Origin of the sequence: Hyphomonas beringensis, from assembly GCF_000682755.1 — a bacterium.
Lineage (GTDB): Bacteria > Pseudomonadota > Alphaproteobacteria > Caulobacterales > Hyphomonadaceae > Hyphomonas > Hyphomonas beringensis.
In genome coordinates, this window is sequence record NZ_AWFF01000001.1 from 237,031 (window position 1) to 258,273 (window position 21,243).

The following is a 21,243-nucleotide window of genomic DNA, read 5'->3' on the forward strand; positions in this document are numbered from 1 at the left end:
TCCCTTGCCAAATCGCGGCTTATTCTACGTTTGCCCAGTTGCCCTGACCGGTAACCCAGTCACGAATATCCTGGCCGAAGCGCTCTGCTGAGGTATCCAGAGAATACGCCATGTGGCCGCCTGGATAAAACGACAACCTGACTTGAGAGCCAGGCCAATTTGCCTGTGCCGCCAGATACTCTGCAGCGCCAACAGTGGTCATAGTGTCATGATATCCGTTGCCGATCAGGACGCGCAGATCGGGGTTGGCCTCAAATGCCTTGTCGATTCCGACACTGTAATCATATGCACTGAAAGGGGATGAGCCGCCCCAATCCCATGCGCTAAGACCAGCAACCTCGGCAGAAGGTTTGTAAGTCCCCTCAATGTCGAGCCCGAATGTTTCCGTCATGTATTGCCGGAAGCCATTGTAATACCCGTAAGAAATGACACCAGACGCATCTTGCTTCGCATCGTCACTAATATAACGACCGTCAGCGACGCCGAGGACTTTGCCCTCATCAGCTAATAGCGCAAGACGGTATTCATCCTTTTTGACCTTCAGGCCCTTTTCAACAAAATACTCCGCTGGCAGACCGGTGTAGGACTCAAGCTTAGAGGCGACCGATTGCAGTGCATCGTCACTCAACCGGTTTCCCTGGAAAAGGGCCAGAAGATATTCGGTTTCAGCAAACTCACTTGCTTCGGCCATGTATTCCTCAACGCTCTTGCCGTGCGTATCGACCTTGCCCTGCTCTACCCCCATTGCGACCAGCGTAGGAAGTGACACGACATAGCTGATGATGTTCTGGCGGCGCTGGGCATATTCGATAATGTTGACCGCCTGCCCCATCAGGAAGACTCCTGCCGGAGCATTGACGTCTTCAGCCTCGGCAAACTGACCCGCCGCCTCTGCCGCGCGCATGGTCCCATAACTTTCACCCAGAATGTAGACCGGCGCTTCCTGCCGGTTATGGCGTGACAGCCAGGCCGCAACAAAATCTGTGAACTGCTGTGCGTCCGCCTCTACAGAATAATATGCTTCAGGATCCCCCCCCTCTACGACGCGACTGAAGCCTGTAGACGCCGGATCGAAAAGCACGATGTCTGCAACATCCAGTGGGGAGTACGGATTATCGACCAGAGTATAAGCGTCGACGGACGCGCTCAAATCCTCTGGCACATGCACACGCTTCGGCCCTACGGCGCCCATGTGGAGGTAAAGCGATGCTGAGATCGGCCCGCCATTAAAGACAAACAAGACCGGACGAGGCGGCGCATCAGCCTTCGGCTCAGCCACATAGGAGACGGATACCAGCTCGACACCGGGCCGCCCCTCCTTGCCAGAAATGTCATAGGTTTCGAGAGCGGCCTCATAGCTGACCTGCTCGCCACCGAACACGCCTTCGCCTGTCACGCGCATTTCTTGCGTAAATGGCGCCGCAACAGAAACAGCTCTGGACTTGTTGGCGGGCGCGATACCCGTAGAACACCCTCCTAGTGCCAGGAGCGCAATTGCGCATACAGCCGTGCTCGCAGCAAATTTCATGATGTCTCCGCCTTATTTCACTGCCTCATGCCATGGATTTTATGCCGGCGCATGTTCTGCTCTGCAGCCGGCGCCCAAGGCTTGTCTATGTTCATGATGCTATGAGGCCGAGAGAGGTATTTTTATACCTTATGCGAGACGCCCCCCGCTTGTTGCGCAATTATTATTCCCTACCGGGGCGCATGGGCATTCCGTTCTCATATTCACGGAAACGAATGGAAAGGAGCAGAAAGACAATCGCGCGCCCGCTGTAATAGAATATACATCAAAAAGACAAAACACATATAGATATTGCCATTTTTCGCATAATGACGGATTATGTCTTCCCGATCAGATAATATCAATCATAGAGCCACCCATGACCGAAGAACTCTCCTCATTTGACATCAAGATTCTCGAACAGCTTCAGAAAGACTGTTCTGTCTCAACTGTTGAGTTGGCTGAAATTGTCGGCCTGTCACAGTCGCCGTGCTGGCGCCGACTGCAAAGGCTTAAGGAAGAAGGCTACATCAAGCAACAAGTCGCCATTCTCGACAGCGAGCGGCTTGGCTATGGCCTGCACATCTTCGCATACCTGAAAGTGTCACGCTTGTCGGAAAAGGACCGCGCATCCTTCAGTCGCAAGGTGCAGAACACCCCCGAAATTCTGGAATGCTATTCCATCTTTGGAGAGATGGACATCATGATGAAAATCCAGGCTAAATCCATGAAATGGTATCAGGACTTTCTGATGAACTTCCTGATGAACCTGCCGGGCGTCGAGAATGTGAACTCCACAGCGACACTGGGTGAAATCAAGTGTACGACGGCCGTCCCTGTTCGGGGCAATATGGCTTACTAGGTTAAGCCAGGAACGCGGCCGCAAGCACAACACTGCCGCAAGGCGCCTCTAGTGAGAGGCGCCTTTAATTTCGTCCGGTTTCGAAGCAAATGGCTCAATCGATAGAGCCTGATAGATTTCTTCCGGGAAGTATACATCACCATTCTTTACCACCATGCGTGGGGTCTTGATAACGTTGAAGGTTTCCAGAGGATTGGAGGGCAACAGGACAAAGTCAGCGTATTTACCCGCCTCAATCGTGCCGAGATCGTCGCCATAACCGAGATATTCAGCAGGCTGCAAAACCCCAATGCGCAATACATCTTCGGCAGGTATACCAGCGATCCTGTAAAGCTCCAGCTCGCGATGAACAGTGAAGCCTGTTCCGTCATCTGTGCCAGGCAAAATTACGATGCCCGCATCATACATGCGCTGCAAAGTATCCATGAGAACCTGGAAGCTGTCTCTGTACGCCTTGTCCGCGGCCTCGTCCTCCAGTGTGACAAATGTGCGCTTGCGATACCGCTGATATGAGATCGGCATGTGGTCCAGATAGTCCACATCTCCCGGAGGGGTCTCACCCGCCCGGCTCATCATCAGCCGTTCAAGTATGACAGCTGTAGGATCTATGCCGACATTATTTTCCTGCATCAGGGTCAGGGTTTCCTGAACCTTGTCAGAGTCCAGATCCAGCCCGGCTGCACGCGCCATACCCGTGAGACGTAACGGTGTCCGCGTATCCTCATCCGGTGTCAGCAACCAACCCAGCATCAACTGGTTGATATGCGTTATTTCGTCATAGCCAGCACGGATCATGGCGTTTGCATTCGTGAATGCCGGAACGTGGCCGATCACACGCATACCGCGGCCATGGGATTTCTTCGCCATGGCAGGCACCCAAGCCGGATTCATGGAATTATAGATCTTGATGAACGTATAGCCTCGCTCAGCATACCAATCGACGGCATCGAGGGCCTCCTGCTCACTCGCGACGACAATGCCGTAACGCGCTGAATAGGGGCTGCGCCCCTCAATGAAGCCAGCTGGGGTAATGCGGGGTCCGATCAGTGTCCCGTCATCAAGATCTTTCATGAGCTGTTGAAGAAACTCATTATTGTTGCCCATATCACGCGTGGATGTGACGCCCGCCGCAATATAATATAGGCCTGAGCTCAATGAGGCGTGTGAGTGCATGTCCCACATGCCGGGCATGATCGTGCCGCCTGCCCCATTGAACACCGTGACATCATCGGGATAGGTCTTGCCTGGCTGATAAGGCTCAATCGCCTCGATGCGCTCGTCTTTCACCAGTATAGTTGAGGGCGCGCTGATGCCTGCTGTGCGTGGGTCCAGTATATGGACATTCACGATGGCATATGGAGCGTCATAGGTATGACGCAGTTGCTGGGCCAAATCCTTGTAGCGCTGCGTTTGAAGCTCACGCGCCAATTCCATGAGAGAATTGGCCAAAGCCACATAGCCGTCCTTCACAACAACTGAGGCCTCAGAGAATTGAGAGAAAAACTTGCCCTCCTCGTCAAGCGCGATCAAGGTGGGGGCAAGGTCAATACCTGACAGCCTGTACACTGACAGAACGGCCTTCTTGCCGTCCGCTGCCAGGGTGACGTCCTCGACCTTCTCCAGCTTCATCTCACCGGTCGGAATGACAGGCAGTCTATGGTCTGCGTCTGCAAGCAGTGCCTTCGCGTAAACATAGTTTGCCCATGGACTGCCATCATTAACAGCATAAAGAACATCTCCCTGAACATCAGCATGCCCCTGGTCGGCCTGGCTATTCCAGATTGCCACGCCGTCTGACAGCTTGAAGCTTTCCTCGACATCCCCACCCATGAGAGACTTGCCCACAATAGACCATTCTAGCGGCACATTGTGTGGCCCCATAATGATCTGCTCAGTGTGCTTTGGGCCCCTGCCATTATCGTCCATGTAATATTCTACTGACGTCGAAGCTCCATCTTCGATGACCTTCAGATACCCGATCTCTTCATCATTCTGAACAAGACTATAGGAATAGGTTTCCTGTGCTGCAGCCGTCAGGCCTGAGCAGACCAGGCCACAGGCGGCAACCAAAGCACCAGCGATATACTTCATTCTTTACCCTCAAAATCCTTTGACGAAGGCAGGGAAGCGTGCGTCAAAAACCTGTAAATCCTGTTCGAAAAGCGCGCCCTGCCGTCCACCTCATCAAAGGGAGAATGCCCAGTCGGCATCTTGATCAGGTCAACACGCTCTTCGGGCAGACCCGCATGGCTGAGCGCGTATTGTGTGGCCAATACCGGCGTAGCGAGATCACGGTAACCGCCAAACACCAATAGCGAGACATTGTCATGGTCCTGCAGGAAGTCTCCCAACAGAGGCGCTCCATTGGTATAAAATAGACCGCTATTCTGGCTGGACCAGCCCCAGGCAAAGTTCGCATCCAGGTTAAGGGACCAGTATCCATCAAGGCCTGCCAGGCCAGTTGCCTGCTCCAGATAAGAAGCAATGTCTTCCGCGATAATCTTGTTGGAGCTGCCGAGTCCAAGTGACGGGTCATTTGCGGCAGCCGGCCTATCCGAATTTTCCGGTTTCTTCACCGGGCGAACAATCGCCGTATTGAGGCGGCTCACCAGCATGCCCTGATCTGCCATGACGTTTTCAAGAAACATCTGCGTATCGATACGCAATTTCGACGTGAGGATATCCTGCTTGGCAAGACCGGTCATTGCAGCCAACTTCGCCGCTATATCCTCAGCCGTTTGAGGACTTAAAAGATCGCCCTGCTGCAAGGCGACGAGATACTCTGTTTCAGCAAATTCACGGGCGACATTCCATACTTCGCCTTCGCTATCGACTTCAAGGTGAGACTTGCCCAAACGCCAGGCAGTAGCTGCCATGGTTGGCAGAGCAAAAACATAGCCGAGATCGCTCTCACTCCCACTGGCATCCAGCATGGGTGAGACAAGGACAAGACCCGCGACTTTCACGTCCCCTATCGACGGCATCATGTTTGCCAGCCGGAAGCCGCCATAGCTCTGCCCTGTGATGAAGACAGGCGCGTTTTCCCGGTCGTGCTCTGCCAGCCAAGCATGAATATATCTGCTGACAGCCTCCGCATCGCCATCAATGCTTAGATACGGGCTCTTGCCATCAGGATCTGAGGCGCGGCTAAAGCCAGTTTCGACCGGGTCGATGAAGACCAAGTCGGCTGCCCTAAGAAGAGTGTCAGGATTCTCCGGGAATACGCCATCTGCGCCAGTCCCCTTCTCCGGACGACTACGCGGGCCAAGAGCGAAGTGGAGAGGAGAAGAAGAGGCCCCAGGCCCGCCATTGAACAGGAACATGACGGGCCGTGCGGCGCCCGCCTCGCAGGATTGACACAGATAGGATGTACCGGAAATCGTAGTGGCATGATCGTCACTCGTAATTTCGAGCGCGAAGCTGTCCCAATGCACCACATAAGAAAGCGGGTCTGCGCCGTAAGTATCAGAGACATGGAATGTCTTGTCGGTTTGCACATGCTCCCAAACGGCAGGCGCGGGCTCTGCTGCGGCATGCAAGGCCGCTGCACCAAATGCAGATGCCAGCGCAGCAGCGAAGAGAGACTTTCGACAAAACATGCTCATCATATCCTCATTTTCAGCCAACATGCCCTATCTTTCCTATGCCTATTTCCACGCCCTGGATGATAGAACCGAAAAAATCATGCTGGAGGGCGGTATTCCCTGAATGATCCATTCTGCGAGCCTGTGATTCCTGCATGTCTTCACTGTCGACTAGCCTCAGTAAAGAGTTAGACTCGGTAGCGTAATCGAGAGAGATGATCATGCTGCTGTCCCGCCGAAACTATTTGCTCTTGTCTGCTGCGGCGCTTGCTGGGTCGGCCTCCTGCAAATCTGCCTCCGCTTTAGAGACGCCGCTGCCTACGGCGCGCAAGAGTGATGTAAAACTGCCTGATCGCAATGACTTTCGCCTTGGCGATACAGTCTATCTCGATGCCGGATCACAGCACCCGATCTCAAACATGGCACGCGCATCGCTGGAAGCTTATACCGACCACCGGCAAACCCTTGCACCTGACGACGACTATTCCCTGAACAGCGACGCGGCGATTGAAAAATTCGCGCGCCTGGTCAACGCAGACCCCGACGAGATCACTTTTGTCCAGAGCACGACAACTGGAGAACAAATGATCATCAGGTCACTCGGCCTACCTGAGAAAGGCGCAAAAGTCGTCACCGATACGCTGCACTTTTTCGGGTCTTTTCCGCTCTATGAAGAGCTGGAGAAGCAGGGCTGCGACGTAACTTGGGTATATGCAAAAGACGGCCGCATTGACATGGCTGACATGGACAAGGCCATCACGCCGGGAACTCGGCTCGTCAGCCTGTCACTTGTATCTACACTGAATGGATTCGAGCATGACCTCAAGGCTGTGTGTGACCTAGCCCACTCGCGCGGTGCGCTTGTCTATGCAGACATCATCCATGCGGCAGGCTGTGTCCCAGTGGACCTGCATGCCAGCGGCGTCGATTTCGCTTGCTGTGCCAGCTACAAATGGCTGATGGGAGATTTCGGACTAGGCTTTATCTATGCACGGCGTAATGCCATGAAGCACCTGCAGCGTACAAATTACGGCTATTATGGCATCAGCCAATTCACCTCTCACGTCTATCCGTATGACACGCCGGGAGACACAGTAGCTGATTATGCTTTTGCAGATGATGCTGCCGGATGGTTTGCGCTGGGAACTTATTCCCACACGACCGTGGCAATGCTGAATGCCGCTCTGGACCTGATCCTGGATCTTGGAGTGGAGACGATCCAGAACCATGCCATCGGACTGACGACCAGGCTGAAAGAAGGCCTTCTTTCCAGAGGGTACAATCTCATCACTCCGCCAGAAGCGACGACACCTCTTGTAGCGTGCGCTTATGAAGGTGCGCGTGAGAATCTGAAAGAGCCGATGAAGAAAGCCGGTATCGTAACGACACTGTCTACCAACCGCTTTCGTCCGAGTGTCTCCATCTTCAACACGGAAGATGATGTGGACATGTTCCTCGAAACCGTCGGAACAGCCTGATTGGAACAGTCACAGGGTTCACGAATTAGCCCGGCTCCTGAGACATGCTCATCCAGACATGGCCAGCTGCGGCGATGTCCTGAATGATGTGACCCAAGGATTTGTAGATTGTAATGTCTGCATCGGATGTACGGCCGTCTACCTTGCTCAGAAGAACCTCACCGATCTCTCCCAGAAGATGGCTGGCCTGTATGGCACCGCTTGCAAGAGCGTGACGATATTCCGACCCTTGAGCCTCAACAGAGGGCCGGGAGTCGGCAAAGTAACGAGACCGGCTCACCAGCGCATCATCCACCTCGCGCGGGCCGTCAAAACTTGAGCCGACAACATTCACATGTGTGCCCGGCTTTACCATATCGGCCAGCAAGACGGGTAGATCCGAAGACGTCACTGTACAAATGATATCCGCCACGCCTACCGCCTGTTCAACATCATGATGAGCCGTCGCGCGTATGCCCATCTCGTCTTCTACCTTTGCGGCTAATGCTGAGGCCTTTTCCGGCGTTCTCCCCCAGATGCGAATCTCATCCAGATCGCGAACTTCCGGCAAGGCCCTGGCATGGTGAAGTGCTTGCTCACCCGTGCCCAGAATTGCCAGAACCTTACTATCCTCGCGGGCCAGAACATCCGTTGCCATGGCACTGGCACTCGCGGTACGGCGCGACGTGATCTCTCCTGCTTCCGCTATGCAGGCGGGCGCACATGTTCGGGGGTCAAAAACGACCACGACACCTTGGTGGGACGGAATATCATTCTGAGCGGAGTGCGGCGTTACGCAGATCAGCTTGGAACCAAACGCTGCGCTCGTGCCCATCGTACCAGCCATGATCCCGAACATGCGGCCTTCATCCAGTGGCAAGATCTGCCTCAGCATCTGCTCCGTCGTGCCACCGGACAAGCGTGCCATGGCCGCGCGCATAACAGAGATGCAATCATTGTAACTGAGATGCGCTTTGATGTCGTCTGCACTTACAACAAACATGGAGTTTTACTCTGCTGTCTGAAATTAACTTGCGCCGATGGCCACAGACCAAAGCCTGCGAACATCGGCGCAAGACCGGAGGGGGAGATAGCAAACAGACATTTACAGACGCTGTTCGGAGGTACCCCAGCACTGCGTAGCATGTAAGTTATCTCCCCAAGCCGAACATCAGAACTTGTAGTTCACACCGGCGAAGTAACGACGGCCCAGAATATCACCATAGGACAGGGTCGGGTAAGACGGCTGCTCATCGGTAAAGTTCGTGATACCTGCGCGGATCGCCAGACCATTGTCGAAATCATAGATAGCAGAGATATCGTGGGTGATGTTACTGTCGATGAACGGGTTCGGATTATTTTCGATCGTCGCCCCTTGCTCAGCGCTGACATTGTCCAGATAGTTCAACTGATAAGAAACGATCAGAGGCCCGGTTGCATAGCGGGCGTTGAAACGGCCCGTCCAATCAGGATCATCAACCGTGTTATCGCTGCGATTGAAGGTCGTGCCGGTAACTGATGTGCTCAACTCTGACACGTGTGTTGCCTCAAGGCCAAAGGACATCTGACCAGGCGCACCATTCCAGACAGCATCAAGGTCGAAATCATAGTTCGCGTAATATACTTCGCCCTTGAAGATGATTTGACCGGCATTGAAGGTCGTCGTTCGCCCCGTCACCACCGTGCCCGCCGGGTTCGTGCCGTCTGCCGCCTGAAGGCGGGTAAAGGCAGAACACACCTCATCAGAGGGGCTAGCGCTGTCATAACAGGCGGCCATGAAGTCTTCCGTCGTGAAGGCCGAAAGACCGTCTGTCAGGTCGATTTCGATGCGGTCCGCAGACAGAGTCAGACCCGGGACTAGGAAGTGGTCAAATACGATACCGTAGGTGACCGTATCAGAGACCTCGTTGCGCAGCTCCGGGTTACCACCGACAGCAACGCTCGTGATCGAGAAGTTCTCGGCCGGATCCTGGAAGGATGCCAGATCACCATATTGAGGATTAGCAGCCCATTCGGCTTCACAATTGGCGCGGCGGATAGACGGGTTCGGCCCCGCATCGATCCGATCAGCGTCACATGGGTCATTCCCCGCATTGGAGATCGTCGTGTTGGCGGGTGCAAACAACTGCTCAAGCGTCGGTGCACGGAAGTTACGGCTCTTCGTGGCACGAATCGTCACGCCATCTGTCACTTCCCAGCGCGTGCCTACACTCCAGACAGATTCCTCGCCTGCGATGGAGTTGTCGACAAAACGGTATGTACCATTCAGCTCAAGAGCCTGAGCGAAGGGCAGAGTTACATCACCGCCCAGAATAGGCACCAGAACCTCAGCTGACAGCTCGTTCGTATTGTAGTCGCCGGATGTCGGCACTTCCTGCGTGCCGCCAGAGAGAAGGCCAAGCTGGTTGGCTTCATAAGGCGTGAAGCTGGCTTCCTCACGGCGATGCTCATAGGCCAGCACCATGTCGATTGCGCCAGCCGGAAGCTGATAAACTTCCGTACCGATGGTGGCCAGGAAATCGAACTGCTTGTTCTTGTAGTCCATGCCGGACATCACAGAGACATAGCGAGATGCAGCTTCGCTGATATTGCCGGCACCGAACGGGTTCAGCGGGGCACAGTTCGGGTCGTCATTCGTCGTGTCAGAATCTGCATTGATGGCACAAACAATGTTGCCGGCGCCGTCATCTACAGCCCGAACGGCATTGTTGAACTTGGCGATATCCGCATCCCAAACGGACTGTGAACCGCTGACTTCAGCATAGCTGCCTGATACGGTCCAGTAGAAGTTCCTGTCGGCGGCATCAAAGTCACCTTCCAGGCCAACGAGACCGCGCCAGACTTCTGTTTCGTTCTTCTGAACATTGGATGGGAACGTATCATTGTAGAAGTTCCGAGACAGCCACAGAGGCGCACCAGCCGCAAAAGATGGGCTTGCGGCGGAAAGTGACGCAATCGCATCATCCGTCAGGAAGGGATTGCTGCGAGTGAATAGAATTGCACCAAGCGCAGGATCTGTCTGGTTCAGAACCGTACGCGCATATCCCTGTGGAACGCTCTCAGCATCCGTCTTGGAGTAAAGAAGCTCCGTATTGAGACGGATACCCGGCGTAAGGTCATAATGGCCAATCAGGTTACCGCTCAAGCGGTCAACACCTGTGCGCAGGCCTGCAAGATCGCTATAGCGCGTGCCCTGGCCACCTTCCGCGAACGGGATCCCCAGGACATCACCCGGATCGTAAGAGATGATCGAGCCATCAGGCGCAAACTGGATAGGCGTACCATCCAGCGTCGTCTGGAACATTTCCAGCGGCGCCGGGACGCTGTAGACAACACCGTTGCCATTGAAGTTCCAAAAATAGGCCGGGATGACTTCCCTCAAGGACGGAATGCCGTCATTGGGCCCCGTATCATCCGGGTTGCCCTGCGTGATGCGGGAGCGATTGGACGTCGGGAAATCCGAGAAGCGGACAAGCGGCGTGCTGGAGCCTTCGATATTGATCGCGACATTACCGCGGTCATTGTCGAAGTTCTGCCCCGCAGTTACGCGCCAGGACGTCTGCTCGTAATTGTTGAGTTCGGTGTCACCATACTGAAAGTCCAGTTCGACGCCTTCGAAGTCATCGCGCAGGATGTAGTTTACAACACCGGCAATCGCGTCAGAGCCATATACAGCGGCGCCACCAGCCTGCACGACTTCGATACGGTCAATCAGGCCCGTCGGGATGATATTGGCATCAACCTGAGCATCACCGAGACCGCTGGAGGTCGTAACGAAACGACGGCCATTAACCAACGTCAGAGTGCGCCCGGCTCCCAGACCGAACAATTCGGCATATTGCTGGCCGTCGCCACTACTGCTGCCGTCGCCTGCTGCCTGGTTATATTGCGGCACCAGAGAAGTTATCTGGTTGAGGGCGTCTGCAGCGCTGACAAGTCCGCGCTCGGCGAAGACCTCGTCACCGATGCTCGTCACCGGGGCAGACGTTTCCGCGACGCTGCGGCGGATACGGGATCCGGTTACAACAACAGCATCCATGGTCGCCGTTTCATCTGCGGCCTGCTCGGGAACTGACAAGGTGTCACTTTCCTGGGCGTTTGCCGACGATGCGACGAGAACAGGCACAAGGGCCGCAGCGGCACAGGTGCTAAGCAGATTTTTGATAACAACGGCACGTTTCATTGAGGACCCCATTTTCCTGCACGACTTTTGTTGGCGCACCAACTTTGTCGGTCGGCGCAAATTTCTCTCTGAGAACACGCTAGAAACAGGATGACGAAAATTTTATCCTATTTGCATGACTTGCCTGCTGCGTAGCGCAACAATTATTCTCCAGGCCTATTCCCATGAATATTCATTTCAGATGGTCAGGAGACTGGTGCAGCCTTGGACGCACGGCCCTGGCGAAACACGATGAAAGCGTAATAGGCGCAGCCCAAAAGTGACCAGACCAGCAACAGAGCATAAGGTCGCCAATCGGCTGACCAGCCTGCTACGATTATGAATATGCCAAGAACTATGCCCAACCCGGACAGAAAGAAAAGAAGTGTTCGGGAGGGACGGAATTTCGAGGCTTCATGCAGGTCCGGCCTCTTTACGAGCAGGGAGATCGTGGCGAGGCAGGTCGCGGAATATTTGAGAATGGTCGGGATATTCACCGCCAGAAACAAAAAGACCAGATTGCCTGGCAACAACAATCCCGCACAGCACATGACAAATGTGCATAAAATAGCCGCGCGCGGCACACCATGCCGGCCATCCACCGTCGCCAGACGGGCGGGCAACATACCCTCCCTTGCCATGGCGTAGAGGAATCGGGACATGATGATGAAGGTCGCGTTCACTGAGCTGCCGATCGCAACAATGGCGCTCAGAACGATCAGGTAACGCCCCCAGTCGCCAAAGACTGCCATGCCGGCATCCAGCAGAGGGGCTTCGGAAGCGGCCAGCTTTTCCGGCCCCAGCACACCGAGCGCAGCAAACGCGACCATGAAGTAGGTCGCCGCTGTCAGCAGAATGGAAATCGTGATCCCTAGCGGAATTGTGCGAGCGGGGTTCTTTACCTCACCACCAACTTCCGTGGCACTCTCAATCCCCAGAAAAAGGGAAATCAGAAGCGGAATGGCTGCGAAAATGCCCACCACCCCTTCACTCATAAAGGGGTGAAAGCGGGAGATCTCAATATCCGGAACACTGCCGACAGTGAACAGCACGCAAGTGGCCAACAAAACGAGTAGCATGATGAACTGGCTCTTTGCGGCAGCAGATACACCCATCAGGTTCACCAGCATGACGAAGACCAGAAGGCCAAACATGGTGGGTTTCAGAGGCAGCGCGAAAATGCTGCTGACATAGGAGACAAGCACCATGGTGAGCACGATCATGGCTGACGTGCTGCCAGCGATACGCAACCAGCTGATAAAGAAGCCCAGAAACGGGTGGACGAAACGGCGCGGCCACTCAAAGGACGCTCCCGTCACGGGAACCGCAGCCCCCATAAACGCATAAATTATGGCGTAAACCACCATCGGGATCATCGCCAGCAACATGGCAACCAACATGGCAGGACCAGCCAAAAGCGTCGCGGGCGCCATGATCGAGAAAACGGAAACGCCCACAGCTGTGCCCAGCCCGAGCGATACAATTCCGCCTACCCCGACATCCCGGTGAAGCTCCTGAGAGGCCTTGGCCTTATCGGATGCCGACATTGTCACTTACCTTTTTCACTGCGCTCTCGCCGCGTCGACGATACTCAGCTAATCCTTTGGCCAGGCGCTCAAGACCAGACTTCAGCTGCATTTCCTCATGCGCAAAGCCTATGCGGATGTGCCCTGCAATTCCGAAGCATTCGCCCGGCACAACAACAACGCCATGATGGCTGATAAGCCAGCCGGACAGGGCCCGTGTGTCACTGACGCCAGGAACGCGCGGAAAACACGTGCAGCCGATCAGCGGCATCTCGATGTCCAGCAGATTGTCCTCAACCATTTTCGAGATGGCGGCTTCAGCAACAGGCCGCGCTCCATCCATGATCCGTGTTCTCCAGGTGTCATATACATCTGACTGTGACAGCACTTCTGAGGCTACAGCATGGGAGAATTTGGAAACACCAAAATCGATATTGTTGAAATATTTTCTAAGCTTTTCCTGGATATCTCCAGCGGCAAAGACCCAGCCACACCGCAAGGCATTGAGGCCGAAATTCTTCGTCATGCTGCCAATGCGAATGACGTTCTTATGCTTATTCATATTGAGGCTTTGGCACCCTTCAACGGCGTAATCCTGATAAACCTCATCAATCAACAAAGTCACATTCCGAGCTTCCAGCGCGATCGCCAGCCGCTCAAGCGTGTCCAAAGGAATGCAAACACCGCTCGGATTGTGTAAATTGCTGATCACAACCATCCGGGTTGTGTCTTTCAATTCACCAATGACTTCATCGACAGAGACTTGAAATTCGGGTGCCGGACGATCAAAAAAGGCCACTTCCAGCCCGGCATGTTTTGCGAAATTCGCGAAGATGTCGAAGCCCGGTCTTTCAACCAGAACTTCCTCTCCAGGCGACAGTAATGCCTGATAGATCATCGAAAGCGCGGTTGTAGCGCCGGTTGTGCAAATCACGTTTTCCTGGGACACGCCATAGCGTTCTGCCAATTGAGCCGCGAGGACAGGATTACTCCTCATAAAGACGCTCTGGAAGCTGCTTGGCAGCCCAAAGCGAAATGCGCGTGAGGTGGTTTCTGCCAGCAAGGTCGACGGTTCCGGTACGGAGCTGTCGAACAGCCCTACCTTGCCCGGTGCCCCAGCATGCATCAAGCGGCTCGCATCACGCACCCAGTGCGCATAGCTAAGCCAACTGTCTTCCGAAAAGTAATCGCCAGATGAATTCACGTGAGCAGACCCCAAATATCACTTCAGCTCTCAGGGTCAGGAACCAACAGCCTCACATAACCCGATAGTTGCAAGAATACGGAAGGCGGGAAGAATTTTTATGCGAAGCCTCCCCAAAGCATCCCTCAGAACGCATAAATGTTCTGACAGCGCCTCATATTGGCCCGCAGCTAGCCCGCCTCATCCTGTTGCAATCAAAGCTTCTCCCGGCACACTTCCACGGAAACATCCGGGACGATGCGCCATTCCATCAGGTCATAGCTTTGGCCGTCGATGTCCTTGGTTACGCGCTCCCCTGTGATACAGGGACCGAAGCTTTCCGGATCAGGATAGAGTGTCATACCATCTTCATGCAGCTTCTGAACGAAGATTGCTTCATCCTGGCCCAGCGCCTTGCTCACAAAGCCGCTCCACGCATCAACAGTCAGATCCACTTCACCAGACTCGCGGGCCGCAAAGACATCCTTCATGAACTCATGCAGCCCGCTTTCCCCGTGGCTGGCATGCTTCAGTCGCGCATCCAGATCAGCGAAGTAAAGCGCGCCGCGCTGATAAGGGACATGCCTGACAACATCATTGCCGAAGCCAACCTTCATGATCTCTTCAATTGAGCCGTCACGCGAGGGATTCGTGTAGTACATCTCGCTGAGATGATTGAGACCGGCGACATACTGCTCAAGTGAAATCTCACCGGCCTTGAACGGCAAGGTGTATTCGTAATACGTCGTCAGGCCTTCCGAGAACCAATTGGTCTGGATAGGATGCCCCACAAGTGAGCCGGTCCACTGATGCAGCAACTCATGCGCTAAGGTTGATCGGGGGCCATCCCTATCGTCTAGTTCTTCGGGTCGCGCAGGCCCTCGTGACAGCATGAAGGAGTTCGCCAAGGCTGTGCCGCCCCCATAAGGCTTGGTCTCCATCAGGCGCATGAACACACGATACTCCGGTGCAGGATCAAGGTGATCAAAGTACTGCTCGAAATAGTCGTACATGTGGCTTGTGAAGGCCATTGCCGCCTGCTCATCAAACGGAAAATCCCCAAGCCAGTATGCATGGAAGTCGCTCTCGGCATCGCCGGAGGGATAGTATTCAGCGGGGCCAGCCATATACCATCCCTGGATGATGTTCGCTGGTGGGCCGTCCACCTTCACCTTATCCTCGCCAAATGTTGTGACACCGACGGAGGGTCGTTCGAACGAAGAGAGGTCCCAATTCAGTTGCGACGTTTCTGACTTCACATTCACCGGCACAAGCATAAAGCCCGCACCTGCCCCGCTGATGCCCCCAGCCGAAGGTCGAATACCAAAGGCAGGACCGCGCGGCCCGCCCGGAGGCTGCACCAGGGCGCGATAGCGGATATTGACCGGAAAGGAGACATCGCGTGTCGCTGTCCAATGGCGAAAATACGGATAGCCACCCGGCGCGGGGTCATCATCTTCAATTGTGAACTCGACGGGACCATCTGAATCGGTAACGGAAAGATTCATGATGCGGTCGGCAATGTGCTCCACATTAGCGTATACCACGGGGGCCATGAGCTTCAGGCGGCCCTCTCCTTCAGCCAGCCCTCCATTCATGACGCCAGACACTTCGATTGCATCGACCTCCTTGTCGGCCCCAAGCGTAGGTTTGAGCGTGACAGAAAAAGCCGCAACTTCCTGCTCCTGCTGCGCGGGAACAGAAGACTCCCGAGCATCCGTCTCGGCCTGGCCACAGGAGGCCACTGACAGGCATGTCAGCACTGCCACAGTCGTGAAGACAGTAGAGGCAGAGCGCCCCCTCACCGCCTGCGCCCCACGAATTCCAACATTTTGCGACATGCTTACGCCTCCCAGGAACAATTACAGGTTTCAGCATCTCTGAGCGTTCAGGCAATAACAAGCCAAGGCATTTCGTCCACACACCGCTTGCCGCATGATTTGCCTTACCGGCCCGCAGTTCGAACATAAATCTTGCGACCACCCCGAAACGTGCATCGAGACCATCGCCGCCGCAGCGCTTCACGAGCAGACATAGACTACGCATCCGCCAAGTTGCTTTGATGCAAAAACAGTCCTGAGGCTGACCGCCTTCTCAAACGCTATCGTTTCAGGCTTCCGGCCTTAGTGAGCCTCTGACGTATTTTTCGCGGTTTTACTGGGATGAAGCAGAAGCGGAGCGCAGCGCCCGAAGCAGCATTAAATTACAAGACGAAACCAAATCTTGACACACTGCCCCAGGCTGCTGGCATTTCAGATTCTCCATATTCTGCCCAACAGATGAATTGCTTCGAAAGGGCCAAACGATCACTGGACTGGGCCGATGTCTGCCAAGACGGTTGCAGGCCTTGTAACAAGAGGCCAAATGCTGGCCCGCAAACGACGCCCGATATCTCTCAAGAAAGTATGTGCATGCTGGTATTCCACACAGATCGCTCGCTTGGACATGACCCTGATAGATACTTCCGCCGAGGCAAAATCGTTGCACATCCGGAATCGGCTGAGCGTTACGATGTATTGCTTGGCGCGGCACTCAAGGCAGGCGCACTATCACAGGCGCCGGAAGACAACGGCCTTGAACCTATTCTTCGTGTCCACAGCCAGGACTATGTGGACTTCCTGGCTCAGGCCTGGAGTAGACGGGCAGAAATTCCCGGCGGCATTTCGGATGAGATCCTCGGAACACATTTCGCCAAACCGCAAATGCATCGCCGCCCGGTGGGGCTTCTCGGCCAGATGGGATATTACACGTGCGATACGTCAACGCCCGTCCGCGCAGGCACATGGGGGGCCGTTTACTGGAGCGCTCAGGCCGCGATCAGTTCTGCCGAGGCCGCCTTGAAGGGTGAACCGGCCTATGCCTTGTGTCGCCCACCGGGACACCATGCCTTCTCAGATGCCGCCGCAGGCTTTTGCTATTTCAACAATGCCGCCATCGCGGCCCGCCATATGGGTCATCTGACAGGTGGCAGAATCGCCATTCTGGATATTGATGTGCACCACGGAAATGGCGCGCAGTCGATCTTCTATGAAGATCCGAATGTGCTAACCATCTCGCTGCATTGCGATCCGTCAGACTATTACCCCTTCTTCAGCGGCTATGAAGATGAAACAGGATCAGGCCCTGCCGAGGGACTTAACAGGAACTTCGCGCTTCCGCCGGGTACTGGCGACGAGGCCTTCCTCAGCGCGCTAACAACTGCCATCGAAGCGATCCGTACTTTCAATCCGGCAGGCCTGGTTGTGGCACTGGGACTCGACGCCGGTAAGGATGATCCGGTCGGGGCCTTCGGGATCACGGAGGACGGTTTCGCGCAGATTGCGACACGGATCGGCGATGCTGGCCTGCCGACTACCTTCATACAGGAAGGCGGCTATCTCTGCGATGCCCTGCCAAAGAATCTGACGGCCTTTCTGTCAGCCTTCCAGTCTACCCAAGCAGACTAGACAATCTGCCTGCCTGACAGGCCCTGAATGCGTGGAATCCATTCAGCTGGTGCTGGCTACTGCGACGCATTTGTGTGCATAGGAAAGCCCTGCTGGCCCGTCTCACCTGACGGCACCTTTTGCCATGGGTCAAAGGCTGTTCGGGCCGGGCCCCGGCCTTGCTACGGCTCGCCTCAGCCGAATACGTTCAGACCAGACCAATCCACGCATCCTCGCCGCTATACCGGTCCGGCAAACCACCAGAACCGGATCGGTGTGATCCCAAGTGCCATTGCAGGAGACTATTCATGAACCGCAGAGAGATGATGTTTGCCACGCTGGCCGCAGCCACTCCCCTGGCCTCCTGCGCGAGTGCCGCAAAAGCGAGTGCCCGCCAGGCCATGTCACCCTCCGCCTCGTCTGAAGTATCGGACATCGTTGAGGAAGTGATGGCACAGGAGCACATTCCCGCCGCGTCTGTGTGCGCTGTGCTCGGGGATCAGACTGTCCTGTCTCAAACACATGGCAAAGCCAGCCTCATTTTTGATGCGCCAGTCACCTCATCGACCTTGTTCGCCATCGGATCCGTCAGCAAGCATGTGACCGCAATCGCCGTGCTCAGACTGGCTGACCAGGGCCGCTTGTCTCTGGACGCGCCCCTTTCGCACTTTCTTCCGGAAGTCTCGCCCGAGTGGGGCACGCGAACTCTCAGACACATTCTCTCCCATGTCAGCGGACTGCCGGACTATTTCAACGGTTTCGGCTTCAGCAGCTTCGACCGCCCCGTGACCCGCGAGACCATGTATGAGCTAACTCGGAACATTCCTCCGATTGCTCCGCCAGGAGAAGCCTTTTTCTATTCCAATGCCGGATATACGCTCATTGGTTATGTCATCGAAGAGGTGACAGGTGAGTCGTATGCAGATCATATCGAAAAATTGTTCCGGGAATACGGCCTGCCCCACGCTCGCGGAGATGATGGTCAAGCCGTAATCAAGAACCGCGCAGACGGCTACAAATGGCAAGACGGAAAGTATATGCGGTCTGTGCAAATGGCCAGCACCACGTCTGCCGTGGCGGCGGGTGGACTGCTCATGACAGCCGAAGATATTCCGGGCTGGAGCGCTGCGCTGGCCAGCAGCTCATTGCTGTCAGACGAGTCACGCGAACTGCTCTACGAAAGCTGGGTCTACCCAACCGGCCGATCAAGCGGATATTCCATGGGCTGGCGAACCGATACGCTGGACGGAAAAACGCCCTTCTATCACCATACCGGCTTTGTGCCTGACTACACGACTCTGCACCTGCGCCAGCCTGCAACGGGTCTCGAAATGATGGTGATGTCGACCGGCAATGGCGACATTCAGGATCTGGGCTTCCGTATCGCCGAAAAGATCTGCCCTCAAAGCACCCCGATGTCCCTCAAAGAAATACCGGACGGGAATCCTGATCTGACGGCGACGATATCAGACATCGCGCTGCGGTCGACACCCGTCGATAGCGGATACTTCGCAAAAGAGCTGAGAATACTGCCTGCCTTTGTGCAGGACTATGTCACGCCCAAACTATCGGAAGCGCAGCGCGAAAACCTGCAGTCCATCACGCTGGTGCAAGACACGCGGCAAGGGAAAGATTGGTGGCGCCGCTACAGGGTATTGGCAGGCAACAAGATCAGCCACCTGATCGCAGCATATGACGAGCAGGGAAAAATCGGGTTCCTGCGCAGGGCTTAACTCCAGAAACAAGGTAAAACCGAATGAAGATCAAGCGATGGATTGCGCCCGCGATGGTGGCGCTTTTGACAGGCTGTCAGACGCCTGGTGAGCAAACATACTATGACCTGCTAATCGAGAATGCCTCGATCTATGATGGGCTGGGCAGCACAGCGCAGGCCGGTGAAATTGCGATTATTGGAGACCGCATCGCCTATATCGGGCCGGACGCGCCGTTTCAGTCAAAACAGGTTATTGATGCCCATGGCCTCGCGGTAGCACCGGGCTTTATCAATATGCTCAGCTGGTCGAATGAAGCCCTGTTTGAGGACGGCACGGGCGAAAGCTCTCTGCGCCAGGGGATCACCCTGGAAGTCATGGGCGAAGGCATTTCAATGGCGCCGCTCACCGGCCCCATGGCGGCAGCCCTCAAAGCACAGCAGGGTGAAATACAATATGACGTCAATTGGCGCAGTCTCGACGAGTATTTCAAAGAAATGGAACGCCGGGGCGTGGCCTTCAACATCGCATCCTATGCCGGCGCCGCCACCGTGCGCATGAATGTGCTCGGCACGGATGATGTCGTTCCGACAGACGCGCAGATGCAAGAGATGCAGGATGTTGTGCGCGATGCGATGGAAGATGGCGCCATGGGCGTGGCCTCCTCCCTGATCTATCCGCCAGGTGCTTTTGCCGAAACGCCTGAGCTGACAGCGCTTGCATCGCAATCGGCCAAGTGCGGCGGCATCTATGCCACCCATATGCGCAGCGAGGGAGACCGCTGGATCGAGGCGATTGAGGAGGCCATAACAATCGGGCGTGGCTCAAAAGCGCCGTTGGAGCTGTTCCACCTCAAAGTTGGCGGAGCGAAAAACTTCCCCAAGACAACAGAAGCGCTGAAGATGATGGACGATGCCAGAGCCGATGGCGTTCATCTGACGGCCGATATGTACGTATACAATGCATCCGGCACGACCCTCGCAGCCTCTATCCCGCCCTGGGTACAGGACGGCGGACTGGACGCCATGCTTGGAAGCCTGCAAGACCCAGACACACGGGCAAAGATCATCGCCGAGATGAAAGATCCCGATGCAGGCTGGGAGAACGTCATGGAACTGGCAGGCGGCCCGGACAATGTCATGCTGGCCGTCGCGAAAAGTGCAGAACTGAAGCCCTATCTTGGCATGCGTGTAAGTGAAATCGCCGAGGCGTGGGGCGTCTCCCCCGAAGAGGCCATTCTGGATCTGATCCTCAAGGAAAAGGGCCATCCGGAAGCGATCTATTTCACGATGTCTGAAGACAGTATTCGCGAGATCATTCAGAAGCCATATGTCAGCTTTGTGTCAGACGGTGTCGCAATGGCACCCGAAGGCGTTTTCCTGGAAAGCGGTACGCACCCGCGTAGTTATGGAAACTTCTCCCGTGTCTATGCGCACTATGTCAGGGATGAGAATCTGCTGTCCCTGCCGGAAGCGATCCGCCGGATGACGAGCCTCCCCGCTGGCGTCCTTTCGCTTGAAGACCGCGGCGTTCTGAAGGAAGGGAATGTGGCCGATATTGTCATCTTCGATCCCGAAACCATTCAGGACAAGGCGACTTATCTGGAACCTCACCAGTTCTCAGTGGGAGTAGATGCTGTGATCGTCAATGGCCAGGCAGCCCTGCAGGATGGTGAGCCAACAGGCGCGATGCCTGGTAAAGCTCTGCGCGGAAGAGCGTGGAGCGAAAGATCTGACGGCGGATGCCGCGCCAGCGCGGATGACTGGACATGGTCGGATAATTAGAAAATCACGAAAACACCAATAGGCGCCCAAGTGGCGCCTAT

The 21,243-nt window shown here is 55.2% G+C and carries 13 protein-coding genes; 5 read left to right on the forward strand and 8 right to left on the reverse strand.

Translation table 11 applies throughout. The features are described from left to right. Positions 1 to 19: 19 nt before the first annotated feature. Positions 20 to 1,528, reverse strand: a complete 1,509-nt coding sequence (locus tag HY29_RS01070; protein WP_206741897.1) for a S10 family peptidase — start codon at positions 1,526 to 1,528, stop codon at positions 20 to 22. A gap of 358 nt (positions 1,529 to 1,886) precedes the next feature. On the opposite strand from HY29_RS01070, the gene HY29_RS01075 reads away from it, so the two are divergent. Beyond that, a complete protein-coding gene (locus HY29_RS01075; RefSeq protein WP_034790110.1) occupies positions 1,887 to 2,369 on the forward strand; it encodes an Lrp/AsnC family transcriptional regulator in 483 nt (160 codons plus the stop codon). Positions 2,370 to 2,417: 48 nt separating this feature from the next. Here the strand turns inward: HY29_RS01075 and HY29_RS01080 are convergent, their stop codons facing one another. Together HY29_RS01080 and HY29_RS01085 are read right to left on the reverse strand one after the other, a co-directional pair. Continuing rightward, the gene (locus tag HY29_RS01080; RefSeq protein ID WP_034790112.1) at positions 2,418 to 4,460 is read right to left on the reverse strand and encodes an amidohydrolase family protein; all 2,043 of its coding nucleotides are present in this window, start codon (positions 4,458 to 4,460) and stop codon (positions 2,418 to 2,420) included. Next, complete coding sequence (locus HY29_RS01085; RefSeq protein ID WP_034790114.1) at positions 4,457 to 5,998, reverse strand: S10 family serine carboxypeptidase-like protein; 1,542 nt, start codon at positions 5,996 to 5,998, stop codon at positions 4,457 to 4,459. Before HY29_RS01085 ends, HY29_RS01080 begins: the two co-directional genes overlap by 4 nt. Positions 5,999 to 6,174: 176 nt before the next feature. Here HY29_RS01085 and HY29_RS01095 point away from each other — a divergent pair, with 176 nt between their 5' ends. Then, positions 6,175 to 7,431, forward strand: a complete 1,257-nt coding sequence (locus HY29_RS01095; protein ID WP_034790578.1) for an aminotransferase class V-fold PLP-dependent enzyme — start codon at positions 6,175 to 6,177, stop codon at positions 7,429 to 7,431. A gap of 25 nt (positions 7,432 to 7,456) precedes the next feature. On the opposite strand, the gene HY29_RS01100 is transcribed toward HY29_RS01095, so the two are convergent. From HY29_RS01100 to HY29_RS01120, 5 genes are all read right to left on the reverse strand, one after another. Further along, positions 7,457 to 8,413, reverse strand: a complete 957-nt coding sequence (locus HY29_RS01100) for an ornithine cyclodeaminase family protein (protein WP_034790121.1) — start codon at positions 8,411 to 8,413, stop codon at positions 7,457 to 7,459. A 168-nt stretch (positions 8,414 to 8,581) separates the two neighbouring features. After that, positions 8,582 to 11,488, reverse strand: coding sequence for a TonB-dependent receptor domain-containing protein (locus HY29_RS01105; protein WP_241765103.1), 2,907 nt, complete (start codon positions 11,486 to 11,488; stop codon positions 8,582 to 8,584). A 290-nt stretch (positions 11,489 to 11,778) separates the two neighbouring features. Then, complete coding sequence (locus HY29_RS01110; RefSeq protein WP_034790132.1) at positions 11,779 to 13,119, reverse strand: APC family permease; 1,341 nt, start codon at positions 13,117 to 13,119, stop codon at positions 11,779 to 11,781. After that, positions 13,103 to 14,302, reverse strand: coding sequence for a pyridoxal phosphate-dependent aminotransferase (locus HY29_RS01115; protein WP_081811163.1), 1,200 nt, complete (start codon positions 14,300 to 14,302; stop codon positions 13,103 to 13,105). The genes HY29_RS01110 and HY29_RS01115 overlap by 17 nt, the downstream gene beginning before the upstream one ends. Before the next feature lie 194 nt (positions 14,303 to 14,496). Beyond that, positions 14,497 to 16,122: a M1 family aminopeptidase gene (locus HY29_RS01120; protein WP_034790134.1), complete on the reverse strand. Its 1,626-nt coding sequence runs from the start codon at positions 16,120 to 16,122 to the stop codon at positions 14,497 to 14,499. Positions 16,123 to 16,692: 570 nt separating this feature from the next. On the opposite strand from HY29_RS01120, the gene HY29_RS01125 reads away from it, so the two are divergent. The 3 genes from HY29_RS01125 to HY29_RS01135 all read left to right on the forward strand — a co-directional run bounded on the left by HY29_RS01125 (position 16,693) and on the right by HY29_RS01135 (position 21,202). Further along, a complete protein-coding gene (locus HY29_RS01125) occupies positions 16,693 to 17,727 on the forward strand; it encodes a histone deacetylase family protein (RefSeq protein ID WP_034790136.1) in 1,035 nt (344 codons plus the stop codon). Positions 17,728 to 18,014: 287 nt separating this feature from the next. After that, the gene (locus tag HY29_RS01130; RefSeq protein WP_034790138.1) at positions 18,015 to 19,439 is read left to right on the forward strand and encodes a serine hydrolase domain-containing protein; all 1,425 of its coding nucleotides are present in this window, start codon (positions 18,015 to 18,017) and stop codon (positions 19,437 to 19,439) included. Positions 19,440 to 19,462: 23 nt separating this feature from the next. Continuing rightward, on the forward strand, positions 19,463 to 21,202 hold the full coding sequence (locus HY29_RS01135) for an N-acyl-D-amino-acid deacylase family protein (RefSeq protein ID WP_034790140.1): 1,740 nt from the start codon (positions 19,463 to 19,465) through the stop codon (positions 21,200 to 21,202). Positions 21,203 to 21,243 lie beyond the last annotated feature (41 nt).